Consider the following 16,527-nt stretch of genomic DNA (forward strand, 5'->3'; position numbering starts at 1 on the left):
TAAAACTGGTCTAAGAAGTACTAAAACCGTCCTACTTTCTATAAAAAGATAGGTCCTAACTGGCTTATTGGCATATCAAACTCTTGCGGATAGATAACATCGACTAAATACAGACCATTTGGCCTAGCTGTCGTGCCTGCTACTTTGCGGTCTTTAGCGTCAAGAGTATCTTTCATCCAACCGACCGTTTCCTCATTAGTACCTACTCTTATTAATGAGCCGACAATATTGCGCACCATATGATGTAAGAAAGCATTAGCAGCTACTTCCACGATAATGTAATCACCTTTTCGAGTCACCGATATTTCTTCCATACGACGCACCGGTGAATTCGATTGGCAATTGGCTCCGCGAAATGATGAAAAGTCGTTACTTCCAACTAAGCACTGTGCTGCTTGATGCATTCTATCCGCATCCAAGGGATAATAAACATGCGTAATGCCAGCGTGTAATATGGCTGTACGCAGTGGATTATTATAGATGATGTAGCGATAACGTCTACAGGTAGCTGAAAATCGAGCATGAAATGCGGCTGTTGTCACCTTTGCCCATTTTACACTGATATTCTTTGGCAAGTGAGTGCAAACACCACGAGTCCATGCTTTATTTGGCCTTTGTACGTCGGTGTCAAAGTGCACGACCTGATAGGTTGCGTGAACACCAGCATCAGTGCGTCCAGCACAAGTCACAACAATTTTTTCTAAGGCTATTTTCTCTAATGCTATTTCAAGCTTTTCTTGCACGCTAATAAAATCATTCTGACGTTGCCAACCATAATATTTTGAGCCATCATATTCTACGCCTAGCGCTATTCGCATGGTATTAAAATCATTATCTTCAGCTTACTTCTTGGTTCTTGCTTGAGCGGCATTTCGTCTTCCCTGCCCTGCTTTATTTAGCTTGTGCTTCTTAACTGAACGACGCATTCTGCTCAACCGAGTGTGATCCAATTTATCGTCTTGCATAGTCAATCCAGATTCAGTTTCGTTTGGCAACTGCACCATCTTTCTTAGTTGATTGACTCTGACTAAATCTAATTCAATCCAAGCGCCCTGAGGTAAGCGTTTTTGCAGTTCTAAGTTGCCGTAGCGCACGCGCATTAAGCGACTAACTTGAACGCCTTGCGATTCCCATAAACGTCTGACTTCGCGATTGCGACCCTCTGATAAGGTCACATTAAACCACTGATTTTGGCTTTCATCGTCGGTTGGTCGCACATGAATATGAGTGAACTTTGCGATCCCGTCATCAAGTTCAACGCCTTTTTGCAATAGTCTTAGCATCTGCGGTGTCACTTCCCCGAAAATTCTAACCGCATATTCACGCTCAATTTCATGACGGGGGTGCATCAAACGGTTGGCTAGCTCGCCATCATTTGTAAACAACAATAGTCCACTTGTATTGATATCTAGTCTGCCCACAGCGATCCAACGATCAGCTATTATTTTTGGTAAACGTTCAAATACAGTGGCTCGCCCTTCTGGGTCATTACGCGAGCAAAGTTCACCTTCAGGCTTGTTGTACATTAATATGCGACAAGTGGATTTCTCTACACTACGTGCAATCAGGTGTCCATCGACACGAATTTGGTCAGTTGGCGTAACGCGATCGCCTAACGTTGCCATTTGACCGTTAACTGAAACACGCCCGTCTTGGATCCAACGTTCCATCTCTCTCCTCGAACCCACGCCATTGTTCGCCAGTGCCTTTTGTAACTTTACTGTGTCTTGACTATCCGTCATGTTTTTTCTTCACTTAATTTAATGTTGAACTCCATATTGAAATTCAATAAAACGTATAGGCCGTGCAGACTTTTATATTCCAATTTTAGTGCTCCTAAATATAGTGCTTCTAAATATAGTGCTTCTAAAAAAGCAGTGAAAGTCATCACGTCTTAATGTAGCTTTTCGTTATCTAGTGTATTATCTTCGATATTAGATGCAGCCATCGCCTGCTCTAAACTATCAACAAAGTTGTCAGCCGAGGGCAGTTCGGCTAGCGTTGATAATGAAAAATAATCCAAAAATGTTTTTGTTGTTGCTAGAAGTGCCGGCCTGCCGGGTACTTCTTTATGCCCAATCACTTTTACCCAATTTCTTTCTAACAGTGACTTCACAATGTGACTACTCACTGACACACCTCTTACCGCTTCAATTTCACCACGTGTAATAGGCTGACGGTAAGCAATCAGTGCTAATGTTTCCATCATAGCACGGCTGTATCTGGGCGCATTTTCTTGCCATAGCTTACTGAGTAGAATGCCCAGTCCTTCATCTGACTGAAAGCGATAACCACTTGCCACCTTGACCAAATGAATACCACGAGGCGCGTAGTCTAATTCAAGTTCTGCTAAGGCTTTCTTAATTTGTGCCGTTGACACCGAAAAATCAGCTAAAAACGTAACCTTCATTAGATCAATACTCAGTGCACCATCGGCCACAAAAATACCAGCTTCGATTAACTGCTTTAGTTGAATTTCATTCAGTTTTTGCATTTGCGTTATCCACCGTCAAAATGCGTATCATCATATCTACAAAAAATGACTCACTTCAAAAACTTTGTGCAATTTACGTAATTGAAACACTCTCTATCCCGCATTTTACCTTATTTTAAAGCAAACCACTGAGGTAATTGTCAGTACCTAGTACTTTTGACCATTATCATGCAATCCCATCGTCAACGTTAGGCCTATTTTACACTTCTGCATATTCAATTTCACCCAACTTAACATGAACATTTGTAAATACACCCTCTTGTGAACACAAAATTAATCCGCTCTTTACCAATTCCAAAATCGCAATAAAAGTGACCACAACGCCGGCTTTGCCCTCGGACAATGAAATAAGACTGGAAAGGTCAGTATAGGTCTGATGGTTGAGTCGTTGTAAAATATAAGACATGCGTTCACGCGTGGATAACGCTTCTTTTTGAATTTGATGATGCTCGAATGCTTGAGCGCGACGCATTGCACTATGAAAAGCAAAGGCAATTTCTTGTAGCCTTACTTGAGGAAGGTGTTTAATAGCTTGCACATTGTCACTTGTTTGTGCGGTCGCTGTAAAATTATCACGCTCCATTCTTGGAATTTCGTCAAGTTGTTGCGCCGCTTTTTTCATTTTTTCATATTCTTTCAAACGACGAATTAATTCTGCGCGCGGATCATCTTCATCTTCCGCAGCGTCGCCGCGTTTAGGCAGCAATAAACGAGACTTTATTTCCGCTAACATGGCAGCCATTAACAGATATTCGCCTGCCAGTTCGAGTTTCGCATCAGTCATCACATCTACGTATTTCATATACTGCTGAGTGATCTGCAATACCGGTAACTCAACAATATCGAACTTTTGACGACGGATAAGATAAAGCAGCAGATCAAGTGGCCCTTCAAACCTATCTAATATCACTTCAAGTGCATCGGGAGGAATATACAGGTCTTCCGGTTTTTCAATAAAAGCTTCACCATTGACAAAAGCCAATGCCAGTGGTTGCTGCTCCTTTATTTGAGCAACATCTAAGGCCGGCTTATTCTCGGTAGGCGTGCGGTTTTGACTCATTCAAAAGGCGAAGGGTCGCCATTTCCAACCCGAATAATTTTTGTTTCTCCGTCAGACATATCAATAACAGTGGTTGGCTCTTCGCCCAAGTAACCGCCATGAATAATCAAACCAACGAGTTTCTCAAGCTTGTCTCTGATTTCCTCTGGGTCGGTTTCAGCCATCGATGCATTACGTAATATTAATGTCGTTGACATTATCGGCTCACCGAATTCTTCCAGCAAAGCGAGCGCAATAGGATGGTCTGGTACACGAATACCAATGGTTCTGCGTTTTGGGTTTTGCAGGCGTTTGGGAACTTCTTTTGTCGCTTTTAAAATAAATGTGTACGGCCCTGGGGTGTTATTTTTTATTTGCCTAAATGCCGCGTTATCCACTCTTGCATATACTGACAATTCAGACATGTCCCTGCACATAAGGGTGAAATTATGGTCTTTGCCAATATCTCGAATGCGACAAATTTGCTCCAAGGCCTTTTTGTTTTCCATCTGACAACCAATGGCATAACCTGAGTCTGTTGGATAAACAATCACTTCGCCCGCGCGAATGATTTCGCAAGCCTGTTTGATTAGCCTTGCTTGAGGATTGTCTGGATGAACGTAAAAAAACTGACTCATTAAATTCCCTCTTAAGTTGTCGCTAAATTCCAGCTGTGCCACACCGGTTTGCAAGATAAAGGAATGTCTAAACGACGGCCTAATTCGGTAAAACGACTTGGAAAATGAAAGTCAGACCCTGCCGAAGCAAGCAAGGCATTGTCGAACATAATTTCTTGTAATAATTTTTTCTTTTCAGCAGCCATGTTGGGATGCGTTATTTCCATTGCATCTCCACCTGCTTGAGCAAATTCAGCGACCAATTTGCGCAACCATTTTGTGGTCATATCATAGTGACCAGGATGCGCTAATACTGCTTGACCACCAGCGTCATGTATCCATTGAATGGCCTCATCAATACTGATCCACTTTGGTGTGACATGTGCTTTTTTATTCTTACCTAAATACTTAGTAAATGCTTGCTGTGGGTGCGTGCAAATTGATCTTTGTACCAACGCCCTGGCGATATGGTTTCGTGAAATTTGCGCACCACCTGCAATTTCTAAGGCGGCATCATAAATGCCTTCATGACCGCATTTAGCTAATTTTTCACAAATCCGCTCAGCTCGTTTATCACGCTCGGCGAGTTGCCCTTCCAAACGTTTTAAAAAAACACAATCATCTTTATCAACTCGCAACCCAACGACATGAATATCAAATCCATGCCATGACGTAGAAAGTTCAATACCCGCAATGATATTTAATTTGATATTGCTATTTTTAGCGTAATCACGCGCAGCAGAGATACCGGCCACCGTGTCATGATCGGTAATAGCTAGCACGTCAACTTGCATTTGCTGTGCACGTTGAACCAATTCAACCGGCGTTAATGCGCCATCTGAGCAAGTTGAATGACAGTGTAAATCTATTTTCAAAGCACCTTCTTCTTAAATATAACAACTAAAATAGCCACTATGCTTGACATAAAGACCGATTTGTTTTCTTCTATGCATTATACATGAAAGCAAAACGTATACATATGCCTTATGCAAAAATACGCTTGGCTACGAGATAAAGTTAAGAATTAACATTTAGATATTAAGAGAGCACGTGACAACAACTCAAATACAAATAGCCGATATTGACTTTGCAATCCCGTTTGTAACCGTGAGCTGTATTGCGCAGAAAAACATTTGGTGGTGGCACAACCTCAACTAAGGGCTGTGTGAACGTGTTCGTTTCGCAATACTTAAGCCCGTTTAACGGGCTTTTTTTTTGATTAGTTTTTACCCGACAATAAATAATAAAAATCAAACGAGTAAGAATGAGATAATAATTTGAAGCCAATCCAACGGCTTACAGTAGCCATAGAACGAGAATGAAAATGAGTTTAGCAGAGTTAGGACAACAATCTGGTCAGGTTGAAAGTATTATCATTGATGGCCCCTATGTTAGTGACCCGTTATTAGCATACCAAGCGCTTGGAAAAGAAAACAGTTTATTGCTGGAGTCTGCCGAAATTGAAAGCAAAGCAAACCTAACAAGTCTATTGTTAATTGACGCTGCGATCCGCATTGAATGTAATGACCAAAGTGTCACGATTACCGCACTTACGGCGAATGGACGTTCTGTTTTTCCAGTTTTAATAGAAAAGTTAACACCCTATCATTCGACTCAGGAAGTGTCAGAGAATAACATTCGTTTTGAATTCCCAGCGGTTGATCAAAATTTAGATGAAGATTCTCGGCTTAAGCAAGCCAGCGTATTTGATGTATTGCGCACCTTAACTGAGAATATTCAAACCTTGCGTGATCATCCTAACGCACTGTTTTTAGGTGGTGTATTTTCATATGACTTACTCGGTACTTTTGAAAAATTACCGGAGGCGATATTTGGCAACAACAACTGTCCTGAATATGTTTTTTATCTAGCTGAAACTTTATTATTGATTGATCATCAAAATGCACATACGCAAATAATTGGTTCCGTATTTAGTGGCCCGCACGTTGCTCAGCATTATTTTAGTATTCATCAACGCTTAGAACAAATAAAGCAAGAATTAGACTCTCTTCCTAAGCAAATATCAGTGCCAGAAATAATTAAAAATATGGAGTTAAAAGTAGACAAATCTGACGCTGAATATTGTGCTGACGTTGTTGCATTAAAAGAACACATACTCGACGGTGACATTTTTCAAGTTGTACCCTCTCGGTCATTTAGTCTGCCATGCCCATCTCCATTGGCCGCATATCAACAGTTGAAAATACAGAACCCCTCTCCCTACATGTTTTATTTAAATGATCAAGATTTTACAATGTTTGGCGCATCACCGGAGTCGGCATTAAAATATGACAAACAAAGCAACGTGGTGGAAGTATATCCAATAGCAGGCACCAGACCCAGAGGCAAAAGAGCCAACGGCTCAATTGACTATGATTTAGACAGTCGATTAGAGCTCAATTTACGCCAAGATGAAAAAGAAAAATCAGAGCACATTATGTTGGTTGATTTGGCCAGAAATGACGTTGCGAAGGTCAGTAAAGCTGGCACCCGACACGTTAAAGAACTTTTAAAGGTCGACCGGTATTCACATGTTATGCACCTCGTTTCACGTGTTGTTGGTGAACTACGCGACGATTTAGACGCATTGCATGCCTATCAAGCTTGCATGAATATGGGAACCTTAGTAGGTGCGCCTAAAGTCAGTGCCGCGTCGTTAATTAGAGATACTGAAAAACAGAAACGCGGCAGTTACGGTGGTGCTGTTGGCTATATCAATGGCAATGGTGATATGGACACCTGCATTGTGATCCGTTCCGCTTTCGTGAGGTTAAAAACAGCTTATATACAAGCAGGCGCGGGCGTAGTCAACGATTCAGTACCGCAAGCTGAAGCCGATGAAACACGTGCGAAAGCGCAAGCGGTGATTTCGGCTATTATTGCTGCTCACGCTCCTAAATCAGATAAAGAGCAAAACGACCAGAGCATGTTGACCTGCGATGATAAGCAACAAGGAGAGTCGACATGAGCGAACAAATCAACTTAGTACTGATAGATAATATCGATTCGTTTACCTATAACTTGGTTGATGAAATTAGAAGCTTGGGCATCGAAATGACCATTTATCGCAATACGGTGGGCGCTCAAACCGTATTGGATAAATTAGCTGTATATAAAAAGGCCGGGCCGACATTATTAATGTTATCACCAGGCCCCGGTGCGCCTGCTGATGCCGGATGCATGCCTGAGGTACTGCAAAAAGTGCGCGGAAAATACCCCGTACTTGGGATTTGTTTGGGTCATCAAGCAATCGTGGAGGCTTACGGTGGGTTAGTCGCAAGGGCAACAGAGGTGATGCATGGTAAAGCCTCGCAAATGAGTTATACCGAAACCAAGGAAACCCAATCGATTTTTGCTGGCTTAAGTAATCCTCTATCTATTGCTCGGTATCACTCTTTGGTCGCCACCCAAATACCTGAAAGTTTACAGGTTATTGCTAACATAGATGGATTGGTTATGGCAGTTTTGCAGTCGAATGATAGAATGTTGGGATTCCAGTTTCACCCCGAATCTATACTTACTTGCGATGGCAGCGTGTTACTTATGCAAAGTATTGCGTTTTTAGTAAACCAGAGACCAGAGCTTTAGATAATAAAGTAAGCGCCTGTTTTTAGTTAGCGCTGATACTAGCGGGCAAACAGATAAACACAAGGGTGGAACCCAATGAATACAGAATCTAACGAGATTGCCTTTGGGCCAAAAGAAATGCTCAACGCACTAGAAAAACTTTATGCTAAACAGTCACTGAGTTTTATTGAAGCCGAGGCTGTTTTTAACCGAGTTATGCGCGGTAATGTGAGTGAAATTGAGTTATCTGCATTGTTAGTGGCGTTAAAAATAAAAACTGAAACTACCGATGAAATAGCCGGAGCCGCAGCTGCGATGATCAGCAATGCAAAATCATTCCCACGCCCCGATTATAATTTTAGCGATATTGTTGGTACCGGTGGTGATGGTCATAATACGATTAACGTATCCAGTGCAGCCGCTGTTGTGGCAGCTAGTTGTGGCGTTAAAGTAGCTAAACATGGCAACAGAAGTGTCTCAAGTAAGTCGGGGTCGTCGGACTTATTTGCCGCATTTGGCTTAGCCTTGGATATGAGCCCGGACACAGCCCGCAAATGTCTTGATGAAGCGAATTTGTGCTTTTTAGCCGCTCCTTCGTATCACTCAGGTGTGAGGTTTGCGATGCCGGTTCGTTTAGCCCTCAAAACAAGAACATTGTTCAATATTTTAGGGCCACTGGCAAATCCATCTAAACCAACACATAGCTTACTGGGTGTTTACACGCCTGACCTGCTCGATACTTATGCACAAACATTAGTAACGCTAGGGCATAATAGAGCCTATGTTGTGCATGGTAGCGGTCTTGATGAACTTGCATTGCACGGCGACAGCCAAATTGTAGAAGTAAATCATGGTGTTATTACTAGAAGCCAAGTGTTACCTGCAGATTTTGGTTTAAGCAATTATCCGTTAAAAGCCATAGAAGGTGGCGACCCAGAGCAAAATAGAGCACTCATTGCCGACGTTTTTAATGGCTGTGGCACACCAGCTCATACGGCAGCTATTGCGATGAATGCGGCAGCGTTGATTAAGCTAAACAATCTAGCTGATAGTTTTGCACAGGCATGTGATATGGCGATGGCATCAATAGACGCTGGCAAGCCGATGCAGACTATCGAGAAAACGGCTCAATTGAGCCAAGTAGGCAACAGCACAACCAACATGAACGCGACAAACAGTAACAAAGTTTAATCCTATCAACTGGAAGACGTAAGAGAATATTGTGGCTAAAAACGTATTAGAACAAATTGTTGATGACAAAAAATTAGAAATCGCTCAGCGCAAAATTGATTTCCCTTTAAGCAAGTTTGTCGACACCTTAACCCTTTGCAAGAAAGATTTTTTTGCGGCCTTAACTGCACCTAATGCAAGCTTTATTCTGGAATGCAAAAAAGCATCACCTTCTAAAGGCTTAATTAGAGAGAACTTCGACTTAGACGAAATTATACAGGCTTATGCGCCGCACGCATCGTGTTTATCTGTATTAACCGACGAAAAGTACTTTCAGGGTAAATTTGAATACCTTAACTATATAACGTCTAGAGTATCTCAACCGGTAATTAACAAAGACTTTTTTGTTGATGAATATCAGATTTATTTAGCCCGTTATTATAATGCTGACGCTGTGCTACTAATGCTGTCCATTTTAAGTGATGAAGAGTTTACAACGCTCAGCGCCCTCACTCACAAATTGGGTATGCATGTGTTAACAGAGGTGAGTAACGAAGAAGAAGTACAAAGAGCGTTAGCACTTAGTGCCAACATTATTGGTATTAATAATCGTAATTTACGTGACTTGAGTACCGACTTAGCGACAACAGAGCGTTTGGTGCCATTGATTAAAAAAGACGGCTTTGATGGTGTAATTTTGTCTGAGTCAGGTATCTATAAACACTCAGAAGTACAACGCTTAAGTCCTCTTGTTAACGGTTTCTTGGTCGGAAGCGCATTAATGGCTGAAGCTAATTTGATTAATGCGGTTGAAAAACTCATATTTGGTGAAGTTAAAATATGTGGTATAAATTCAGTCGAAAATGCGCGCAAAGTGATGGCTACACCGGCCAGTTATATGGGCCTAATATTTGCGACAAAATCACCTCGCTATGTGTCACTTGAACGCGCGATGGAAATAGCTAGTTTAGCCACGAGTAAAAAGAGAGTGGGTGTTTTTTTAGACAATCCAATAGAAGTGGTCGCAGATTATGCACGTAAGTTAACGTTAGCAGCGGTTCAGCTGCATGGCAATGAATCCATTGAGTATATGCAGACATTACGTACGTTATTGCCTGAGTCATGCGAGATTTGGGCTGTTGAGTCAGTACTGCAAACGCAAGCAGATTTGACCGTTTTTATTGCCCATACGCTGGCCCCAAAACTGCAAGTCGCAGACAAAGTATTGCTTGACTGTAAAATTGGCGATCAAGTCGGTGGAACTGGAGCAACCTTTAATTGGCAATTGTTAGAGGATGTGCCTCAAAAACACAGGCTGATATTGGCTGGCGGATTAACCCCAAGCAATATTCAGGCAGCGAGAAAAACCCAAGTTGCCATATTAGACGTAAATTCAGGTGTTGAAGAGTCACCTGCTGAAAAATCAGAATCCAAACTAAGCAGTTTATTTAACTCACTACGAGAGTATTAATTGAACTGTTTGGTTAAAATTAACAGAAGCGAGCCTTAAGATGAATAAGTTAGACAGTAAATTTGGTGATTTTGGTGGTATGTATGTTCCAGAACTACTTGTCCCTGCCCTTGACCAATTAGAGCAGGCTTTTTTAGATGCTAAAGAAGACCCAAGCTTTCAAAAAGAATTTATGGGTTTATTAAAAGATTATGCCGGTCGTCCGACTGCGATGACGCTGACCCGCAATATAGTATCCAACCCACTGGTTAAACTTTATTTAAAACGTGAAGATCTATTACATGGCGGCGCACACAAAACCAACCAAGTATTGGGTCAGGCTTTGCTAACAAAACGTATGGGAAAGACTGAAGTTATTGCCGAAACAGGCGCCGGTCAACACGGCGTTGCAACTGCATTGGCATGCGCTTTGCTTGGCTTAAAAGCACGCATTTATATGGGTGCAAAAGACATAGAACGACAATCACCTAACGTCTTTAGAATGCGTTTAATGGGTGCCGAAGTCATTCCAGTGAATTCAGGTTCAGGCACGTTAAAAGACGCGGTCAATGAAGCGATGCGCGACTGGTCTGCAAACTACGATAAAGCGCATTATTTACTCGGTACTGCAGCAGGTCCGCATCCATTCCCAACAATTGTACGTGAATATCATCGTATGATTGGCGAAGAGACTCGTGCGCAAATTATGGAAAAAGAAGGTCGCTTACCGGATGCCGTTGTTGCCTGTGTTGGCGGTGGGTCTAACGCGATTGGCATGTTTGCCGATTTTATTGATGAACCATCAGTTCGCCTAATCGGTGTTGAGCCAGCTGGCAAAGGGATCCACACAAAAGAGCATGGCGCGACGATCGTAACCGGCACCAAGGGTGTTTTACACGGCGCATATACGTATATTATGCAAGACAAAGACGGACAAATTGAGGAATCTTATTCGGTGTCTGCTGGTTTAGATTATCCTGCTGTTGGTCCACAACACGCCTTTTTAGCTGAAACAGGACGAGCAGAATACTATGCAATTACTGATGAAGAAGCATTAAATGCATTTCAACTATTAGCCAAAAAAGAAGGTATTATCCCCGCATTAGAACCAGCTCATGCCCTTGCTCATGCCTTGAATATGGCGGATGAAGCAACTGAGGAAACCATTATCGTATTAAATTTATCAGGTCGTGGTGACAAAGATTTAGAGCATGTAGTTAAGATTTTAGGAGACAAACTATGAGTACCACACGCTATGCTGATATGTTTGCCAACCTAAAAGCAAAAAATCAGGGTGCATTTGTTCCATTTGTAATGGTTGGTGATCCTAACAAAGAGACATCCCTTGCTATCATCAATCAATTAGTTGAAAGCGGTGCTGATGCCTTAGAGCTAGGTATTCCTTTTTCTGATCCGATTGCGGATGGCCCTACAATCCAGAAAGCCGGTATCCGTGCTTTGCGCAGCGGCGTAAGGACGCAAGTCTGCTTTGATATACTAAGCGAAATCCGTAACAACCACCCAACCGTGCCGATTGGTTTATTGTTGTATAGCAATTTGGTGTTAGCTAATGGTATCGACAACTTCTATGCAAAAGCCGCAGCCGCAGGTGTCGATTCAATCCTTATCGCAGATGTACCATTAAGAGAAGCTGACCGCTTTATTACTATTGCTAAACAGAACAACATTCATCAGATACTAATTGCACCACCAAATGCAAGCAACGAAACCTTGAAGGCCATTGGCGAGAAGTCAGACGGCTACACCTATTTATTAGGTAGATCAGGAGTAACAGGCACTGAAACAGCGGTAGAAATTCCAGCCGCTGAGCTGATCGCAAAGCTAACACAATTCAAAGTTGCGCCTCCTTTACTTGGTTTTGGTATCAGCACGCCTGAACAAGTAGCAAATGCGATTCAATCTGGTGCGGCAGGTGCTATTTCAGGCTCAGCTACGGTCAATATTATTGAAGCCAACTTAACAGATCAAGACAAAATGCTCGCAGATTTAGGTAGTTTTGTGTCTAGAATGAAAGCGGCTACCTTACTTTAAGCAACTGTATAGCCTGTAAAAAAAGGGAAACAACATGTGGTATATTATTTATGCTGAAGATGTCGATAACAGCTTAGCGCTGCGACTGAAAGCGCGACCGGCTCACTTGGAAAGGATTAGTGCGCTGGTTGATGAAGGCCGAATTTTAGTCGCTGGTCCAACCCCAGCAATTGATAGTGAGGACCCGGCAGAAGCCGGTTTCACCGGTTCATTGATCATTGCACAGTTTGAGTCATTGGGTGACGCAAAGGCTTGGGCTGATGCTGACCCTTACGTTAGCGGTGGTGTATTTAAATCAGTTACCGTTAAACCCTACAAAAGAGTGCTACCCTAATCTGCTCTGTAGGTTTGCAACACGGTGAATTACTGTAACTGCAAAGTCACTAAGCAACCCGAGATACTATACGTAATATGGCTGTATTTATTACCCACCAAATCAGTATTGATGAAAGTGAGTTTAGTTTAACCGCTACTCGCTCTCAAGGTGCGGGTGGGCAACACGTCAATAAAGTTGCCACAGCCATTTATTTACGTTTTGATATCAATCAATCCTCACTCCCCGATAAAATCAAAACCAAGCTACTTGAGAGTAATGACACCCGCATCACATCCGATGGTGTAATGGTTATTCGCGCACAAAATCATCGCACACAAGAACAAAATAAACGAGATGCAATTAAACGACTTGCCAACGTTATCAAAGAAAGTACTTACGAAAAACCGGTTCGAAAGCCAACAAGGCCGAGCCGCTCATCACAACGAAAGCGTATGGATAGCAAAACCAAAAGTGGCCAGCAAAAACAGCTTAGAAAAAAAATCGATATGTAGTTATACCTAGTTACGATAACCTACTGTTTATGTTTGCCATAAACTCGTGATAATATTGTCCAATAACGATGTGATGAATGCGTAGCTATTCAGCTTAAGTTCAGTAAAACACCCCATAATAGGCGCTAGACATTCGCTAAACCGAGTTATTAATAAATAAATAGGTACTCCACTTTGATCACGCTACGCTCTTTTTTTATAGCCGCCACGCTTGTACTCGCCAGTCAGTTAGTATTGGTTCCTGTTGCTATGGCTAAAGACAAGCAGGAACAGCAAAGAATTAGCAAATCACAAGCCGCACAAAAAGCCCAAAAAGCGGTTGCAGGCAAAGTCTTAAAAGTAGAAATGCGTGGAAATGTCTATCGAGTTAAAATTCATCAAACCTCTGGACGCGTAATTTATGTCACCGTTGATGCCATAACGGGGAAAGTTAGTAAATAGTCCATGTGTTGAGTACATAAAAATTATCCATATCATTTTAAGTTATATAAACGGAGTTACTCATGCGAATTTTGATAGTCGAAGATGATAGCCGCTTGTTGCTTCAACTAGACCAATATATGCAGTCACAAGGATTTAGTGTCGACCTAGCTGACGACGGTGAAAAAGCGCTATATCAACTACAAGAATATGACTACGATTTAGCTATAATCGATGTTGGGCTGCCCAGTATTGACGGCTTTGAAGTTGTTCAACGAGCCCGCGCCATGGACATATCCTGCCCGATTATTATTCTGACCGCCCGGGACCGTTGGCAAGAGAAGGTAAAAGGCTTGGAATGCGGCGCTGATGATTATCTAACTAAGCCATTTGTGCACGAAGAGCTACTAGCAAGAGTGAAAGCCTTAATTCGACGCAGTGCAGGTCAAGCAAGTCCGATAGTACAAAAAGGCCCCTTGTCGCTAGATACTAGTGCGAATCAACTTTATGTTAATGAACAAGCCGTGGAATTAACCGCATACGAATATAAGGTAATTGAATATTTGATGATGAACCCGAATAAAGTCGTTTCAAAAACTGAGATGGTTGAACATATTTACGACCAAGACTTTGATTTGGATAGCAACGTTATTGAAGTATTTGTTGGCAGACTGCGACGTAAAATTGATAAAGACAACATTATCAAACCAATTGAAACGTTGCGCGGTAGAGGTTATCGACTCAATGTCAACTTGCAGTAGGTCCTTGTTAAAATGAAAACTTGGTCAATTACACGACGCATATTCTTAACTTGCATCTTGTTTGTTGCTATCTTTTTTCCAGCGATTATATTTTCAATGCAAAATTCGTACGAACGCAGTTTAACGTTGGCTAAAAAAGAAGAACTATCGACCACTGCCTTCGCTATGATTTCCGAATTTGAATTTGAAGACGGCGACGTCGTCATGCCCTCTCGGCTATTTGTAGAAGACTTAAACCTGCCCGGTTCCGACTTAGTGGCAACAATAAAGTGGAGAAAACAACAAGTTTGGCAATCGCAATCGTCTATTGATAACGATATCAATGCCAATCTGTTTAATTTGCTATTTAGGCAAACTGAAGAGCACTTGCCAGGAGAGACCATCTTCTTATCCGACTTCAATGAAGAAAATCCACATTTTGCTTTATCCAAAAAGGCCGAGTTTCTGATTGACGGTAATTTTGAGGAAGTTAGCTTTTTAGTCATTAACAATAAAAATACTTATCAACGCGAACTCAGCACGTTTATTAACCGCCTATGGGGTTGGATAGTCGTTTTAAGCTTGGTTTTACTTGGTTTGATTACCTTATCCTTGCGCAGCGTATTTATGCCGGTGCAGAATATTATTGCTCGTATTGGCGAAATTGAAGAAGGTAAGATTGATCAAATTAACGATAATTATCCACTCGAGTTGCAACCATTACAAAAAAGCATTAACAAGCTCCTTAATAGCGAGAAACAGCAAAGAGAGCGCTATAAGAAGAGTTTAGACGATTTAGCGCACAGTATAAAAACACCTTTGAGCATTATTCTCGGCCAAGCTGACTTAAGGAACGACATTAAAGAGCCTATTCTACATATTGATAATATTGTTAAACGCCAGCTAAAACGAGCCACTATTAACGTTGTGGGTTTTTTACCGAGCATCGACGTTGCTCCCTTAACAAAGTCATTACTTGATGCCATGACAAAAATACACCAACAAAAAGCATTGTCACTGACATTAGAAATGCCCGAATCAGCATCTCTTTCAATTGACCCAACCGACTACATGGAAATACTCGGAAACTTGCTGGACAACGCGTGCAAAGCGGCTAGATCGACAGTCAACGTTACCTATAAAAAGCAAGCAACGTCCACTTTAGTGTGTGTAGAAGACGATGGAAAAGGCATCTCCGAATTAGCCATTTCTGCGATAACACAACGTGGTCGACGTCTAGATACCTATTCCGAAGGTCAAGGCCTGGGCTTAGCTTTAGTCGTTGATATGCTAGAAAGTTATGGAGGTAAATTACAGATACAAAGTGAACCCGATGCAGGCAGCCGATTTTGTATGCAGTTACCTCATCAACGCTTTAGCAATAGCGTCGATTAACTTATAAAATTATAAATAAACGCTATTCATAAACGCTATTCATAAACGCTATTCATAAACGCTTTCAATAAACTGTTTTATAGAGCGAATATGCTCTGTCATCGCATTCTCACTGGTTATTTCTTTCGCCAATTCACTGCCAACGCCAACACCTTGTATTCCAGAACTCAACCAAGCGCTGGCATTGTTTGAACTTATACCACCCACAGCGAACATTGGTGTGTCTGCAAAAGGACCTTTTAGCGCTTGATAATAGTCGATAGACAATGCGTTTGCCGGAAACAACTTAACGATGTCGGCGCCATAGGCAATGGCATTTGCAATTTCGGTTGGGGTCGTGGCACCCATTAATACCGGGATATTATTGTCATGAGCTATTTCAACCACGTCGGCGTTGACGTTAGGTGTAACTAAAAACTGAGCACCAGCTGCAATAGCTTGCTTGGCTAACTCCCTATTCAAAATAGTCCCAGCCCCGACTAAAACAGCTGGAAACTGTTGCCTTGCCAATTCGATATGCAAGCAAAAATCGGGTGTGTTAGAGGTTATCTCCAATGCATTAACACCGCCTTGCACAAGACAGCTAAGCGTCGCCTGCACCGAAGAAGAATTATTCAGACGAATAATGGCAATAAGCTTATGTGAAATAATTTGTTGTGCAATCTTGTTGCGAGCCGATGGCATCAATTCATTCCTAGAGTTTATTAATTAAAAATAAGACTACATCAATCTATTTGGCCACTGTTAAGCGACAC

At 41.9% G+C, this 16,527-nt stretch carries 18 protein-coding genes; 11 read left to right on the top strand and 7 right to left on the bottom strand.

The features are described 5' to 3' along the window. Positions 1–38 precede the first annotated feature (38 nt). The 6 genes from truA to G399_RS0118340 form a co-directional block, all read right to left on the bottom strand. Positions 39–818: a tRNA pseudouridine(38-40) synthase TruA gene (gene truA, locus G399_RS0118310; RefSeq protein WP_006010998.1), complete on the bottom strand. Its 780-nt coding sequence runs from the start codon at positions 816–818 to the stop codon at positions 39–41. Between the two features lie 24 nt (positions 819–842). After that, on the bottom strand, positions 843–1,742 hold the full coding sequence (rluB, locus tag G399_RS0118315) for a 23S rRNA pseudouridine(2605) synthase RluB (protein WP_026843875.1): 900 nt from the start codon (positions 1,740–1,742) through the stop codon (positions 843–845). A gap of 152 nt (positions 1,743–1,894) precedes the next feature. Next, on the bottom strand, positions 1,895–2,494 hold the full coding sequence (gene scpB / locus G399_RS0118325) for an SMC-Scp complex subunit ScpB (protein WP_006011003.1): 600 nt from the start codon (positions 2,492–2,494) through the stop codon (positions 1,895–1,897). 199 nt (positions 2,495–2,693) lie between these two features. Then, on the bottom strand, positions 2,694–3,554 hold the full coding sequence (locus tag G399_RS0118330) for a segregation and condensation protein A (protein WP_006011005.1): 861 nt from the start codon (positions 3,552–3,554) through the stop codon (positions 2,694–2,696). Next, on the bottom strand, positions 3,551–4,171 hold the full coding sequence (locus G399_RS0118335; RefSeq protein WP_006011007.1) for an L-threonylcarbamoyladenylate synthase: 621 nt from the start codon (positions 4,169–4,171) through the stop codon (positions 3,551–3,553). Before G399_RS0118335 ends, G399_RS0118330 begins: the two co-directional genes overlap by 4 nt. Positions 4,172–4,182: 11 nt before the next feature. Beyond that, the gene (locus G399_RS0118340; protein ID WP_006011009.1) at positions 4,183–5,025 is read right to left on the bottom strand and encodes a PHP domain-containing protein; all 843 of its coding nucleotides are present in this window, start codon (positions 5,023–5,025) and stop codon (positions 4,183–4,185) included. Positions 5,026–5,474: 449 nt separating this feature from the next. Between G399_RS0118340 and G399_RS0118345 the strand changes: the two genes are divergently transcribed. The 11 genes from G399_RS0118345 (at position 5,475) to G399_RS0118395 (ending at position 15,772) form a co-directional block, all read left to right on the top strand. After that, entirely contained in the window at positions 5,475–7,118 is a 1,644-nt protein-coding gene (locus G399_RS0118345; RefSeq protein ID WP_006011011.1) for an anthranilate synthase component 1, read from the top strand. Continuing rightward, positions 7,115–7,738 carry an aminodeoxychorismate/anthranilate synthase component II gene (locus tag G399_RS0118350; protein ID WP_006011013.1) on the top strand — a complete coding sequence of 208 codons (624 nt, stop codon included), beginning with the start codon at positions 7,115–7,117 and terminating at the stop codon, positions 7,736–7,738. The genes G399_RS0118345 and G399_RS0118350 overlap by 4 nt, the downstream gene beginning before the upstream one ends. A 117-nt stretch (positions 7,739–7,855) precedes the next feature. Then, on the top strand, positions 7,856–8,908 hold the full coding sequence (gene trpD / locus G399_RS0118355; RefSeq protein ID WP_026843876.1) for an anthranilate phosphoribosyltransferase: 1,053 nt from the start codon (positions 7,856–7,858) through the stop codon (positions 8,906–8,908). A gap of 31 nt (positions 8,909–8,939) precedes the next feature. Then, positions 8,940–10,358 carry a bifunctional indole-3-glycerol-phosphate synthase TrpC/phosphoribosylanthranilate isomerase TrpF gene (gene trpCF, locus G399_RS0118360; RefSeq protein ID WP_006011017.1) on the top strand — a complete coding sequence of 473 codons (1,419 nt, stop codon included), beginning with the start codon at positions 8,940–8,942 and terminating at the stop codon, positions 10,356–10,358. 40 nt (positions 10,359–10,398) lie between these two features. Continuing rightward, complete coding sequence (trpB, locus tag G399_RS0118365; protein WP_006011019.1) at positions 10,399–11,580, top strand: tryptophan synthase subunit beta; 1,182 nt, start codon at positions 10,399–10,401, stop codon at positions 11,578–11,580. After that, a complete protein-coding gene (gene trpA / locus G399_RS0118370) occupies positions 11,577–12,389 on the top strand; it encodes a tryptophan synthase subunit alpha (RefSeq protein ID WP_006011020.1) in 813 nt (270 codons plus the stop codon). The genes trpB and trpA overlap by 4 nt, the downstream gene beginning before the upstream one ends. Positions 12,390–12,423: 34 nt before the next feature. Next, positions 12,424–12,723: a YciI family protein gene (locus tag G399_RS0118375; protein ID WP_006011022.1), complete on the top strand. Its 300-nt coding sequence runs from the start codon at positions 12,424–12,426 to the stop codon at positions 12,721–12,723. Positions 12,724–12,800: 77 nt separating this feature from the next. Continuing rightward, positions 12,801–13,217, top strand: a complete 417-nt coding sequence (gene arfB / locus G399_RS0118380) for an alternative ribosome rescue aminoacyl-tRNA hydrolase ArfB (protein ID WP_006011024.1) — start codon at positions 12,801–12,803, stop codon at positions 13,215–13,217. Between the two features lie 174 nt (positions 13,218–13,391). Next, entirely contained in the window at positions 13,392–13,658 is a 267-nt protein-coding gene (locus tag G399_RS0118385) for a PepSY domain-containing protein (RefSeq protein ID WP_006011025.1), read from the top strand. A gap of 62 nt (positions 13,659–13,720) precedes the next feature. Next, positions 13,721–14,398, top strand: a complete 678-nt coding sequence (locus tag G399_RS0118390) for a response regulator transcription factor (protein ID WP_006011026.1) — start codon at positions 13,721–13,723, stop codon at positions 14,396–14,398. A gap of 96 nt (positions 14,399–14,494) precedes the next feature. After that, entirely contained in the window at positions 14,495–15,772 is a 1,278-nt protein-coding gene (locus tag G399_RS0118395) for an ATP-binding protein (RefSeq protein ID WP_244877413.1), read from the top strand. Between the two features lie 48 nt (positions 15,773–15,820). On the opposite strand, the gene G399_RS0118400 is transcribed toward G399_RS0118395, so the two are convergent. Continuing rightward, the gene (locus G399_RS0118400) at positions 15,821–16,456 is read right to left on the bottom strand and encodes a bifunctional 4-hydroxy-2-oxoglutarate aldolase/2-dehydro-3-deoxy-phosphogluconate aldolase (RefSeq protein ID WP_006011028.1); all 636 of its coding nucleotides are present in this window, start codon (positions 16,454–16,456) and stop codon (positions 15,821–15,823) included. Positions 16,457–16,527: the final 71 nt, after the last annotated feature.

This window comes from Brumicola pallidula DSM 14239 = ACAM 615 (genome assembly GCF_000428905.1).
In the GTDB taxonomy this organism is placed as follows: Bacteria; Pseudomonadota; Gammaproteobacteria; order Enterobacterales; family Alteromonadaceae; genus Glaciecola; species Glaciecola pallidula.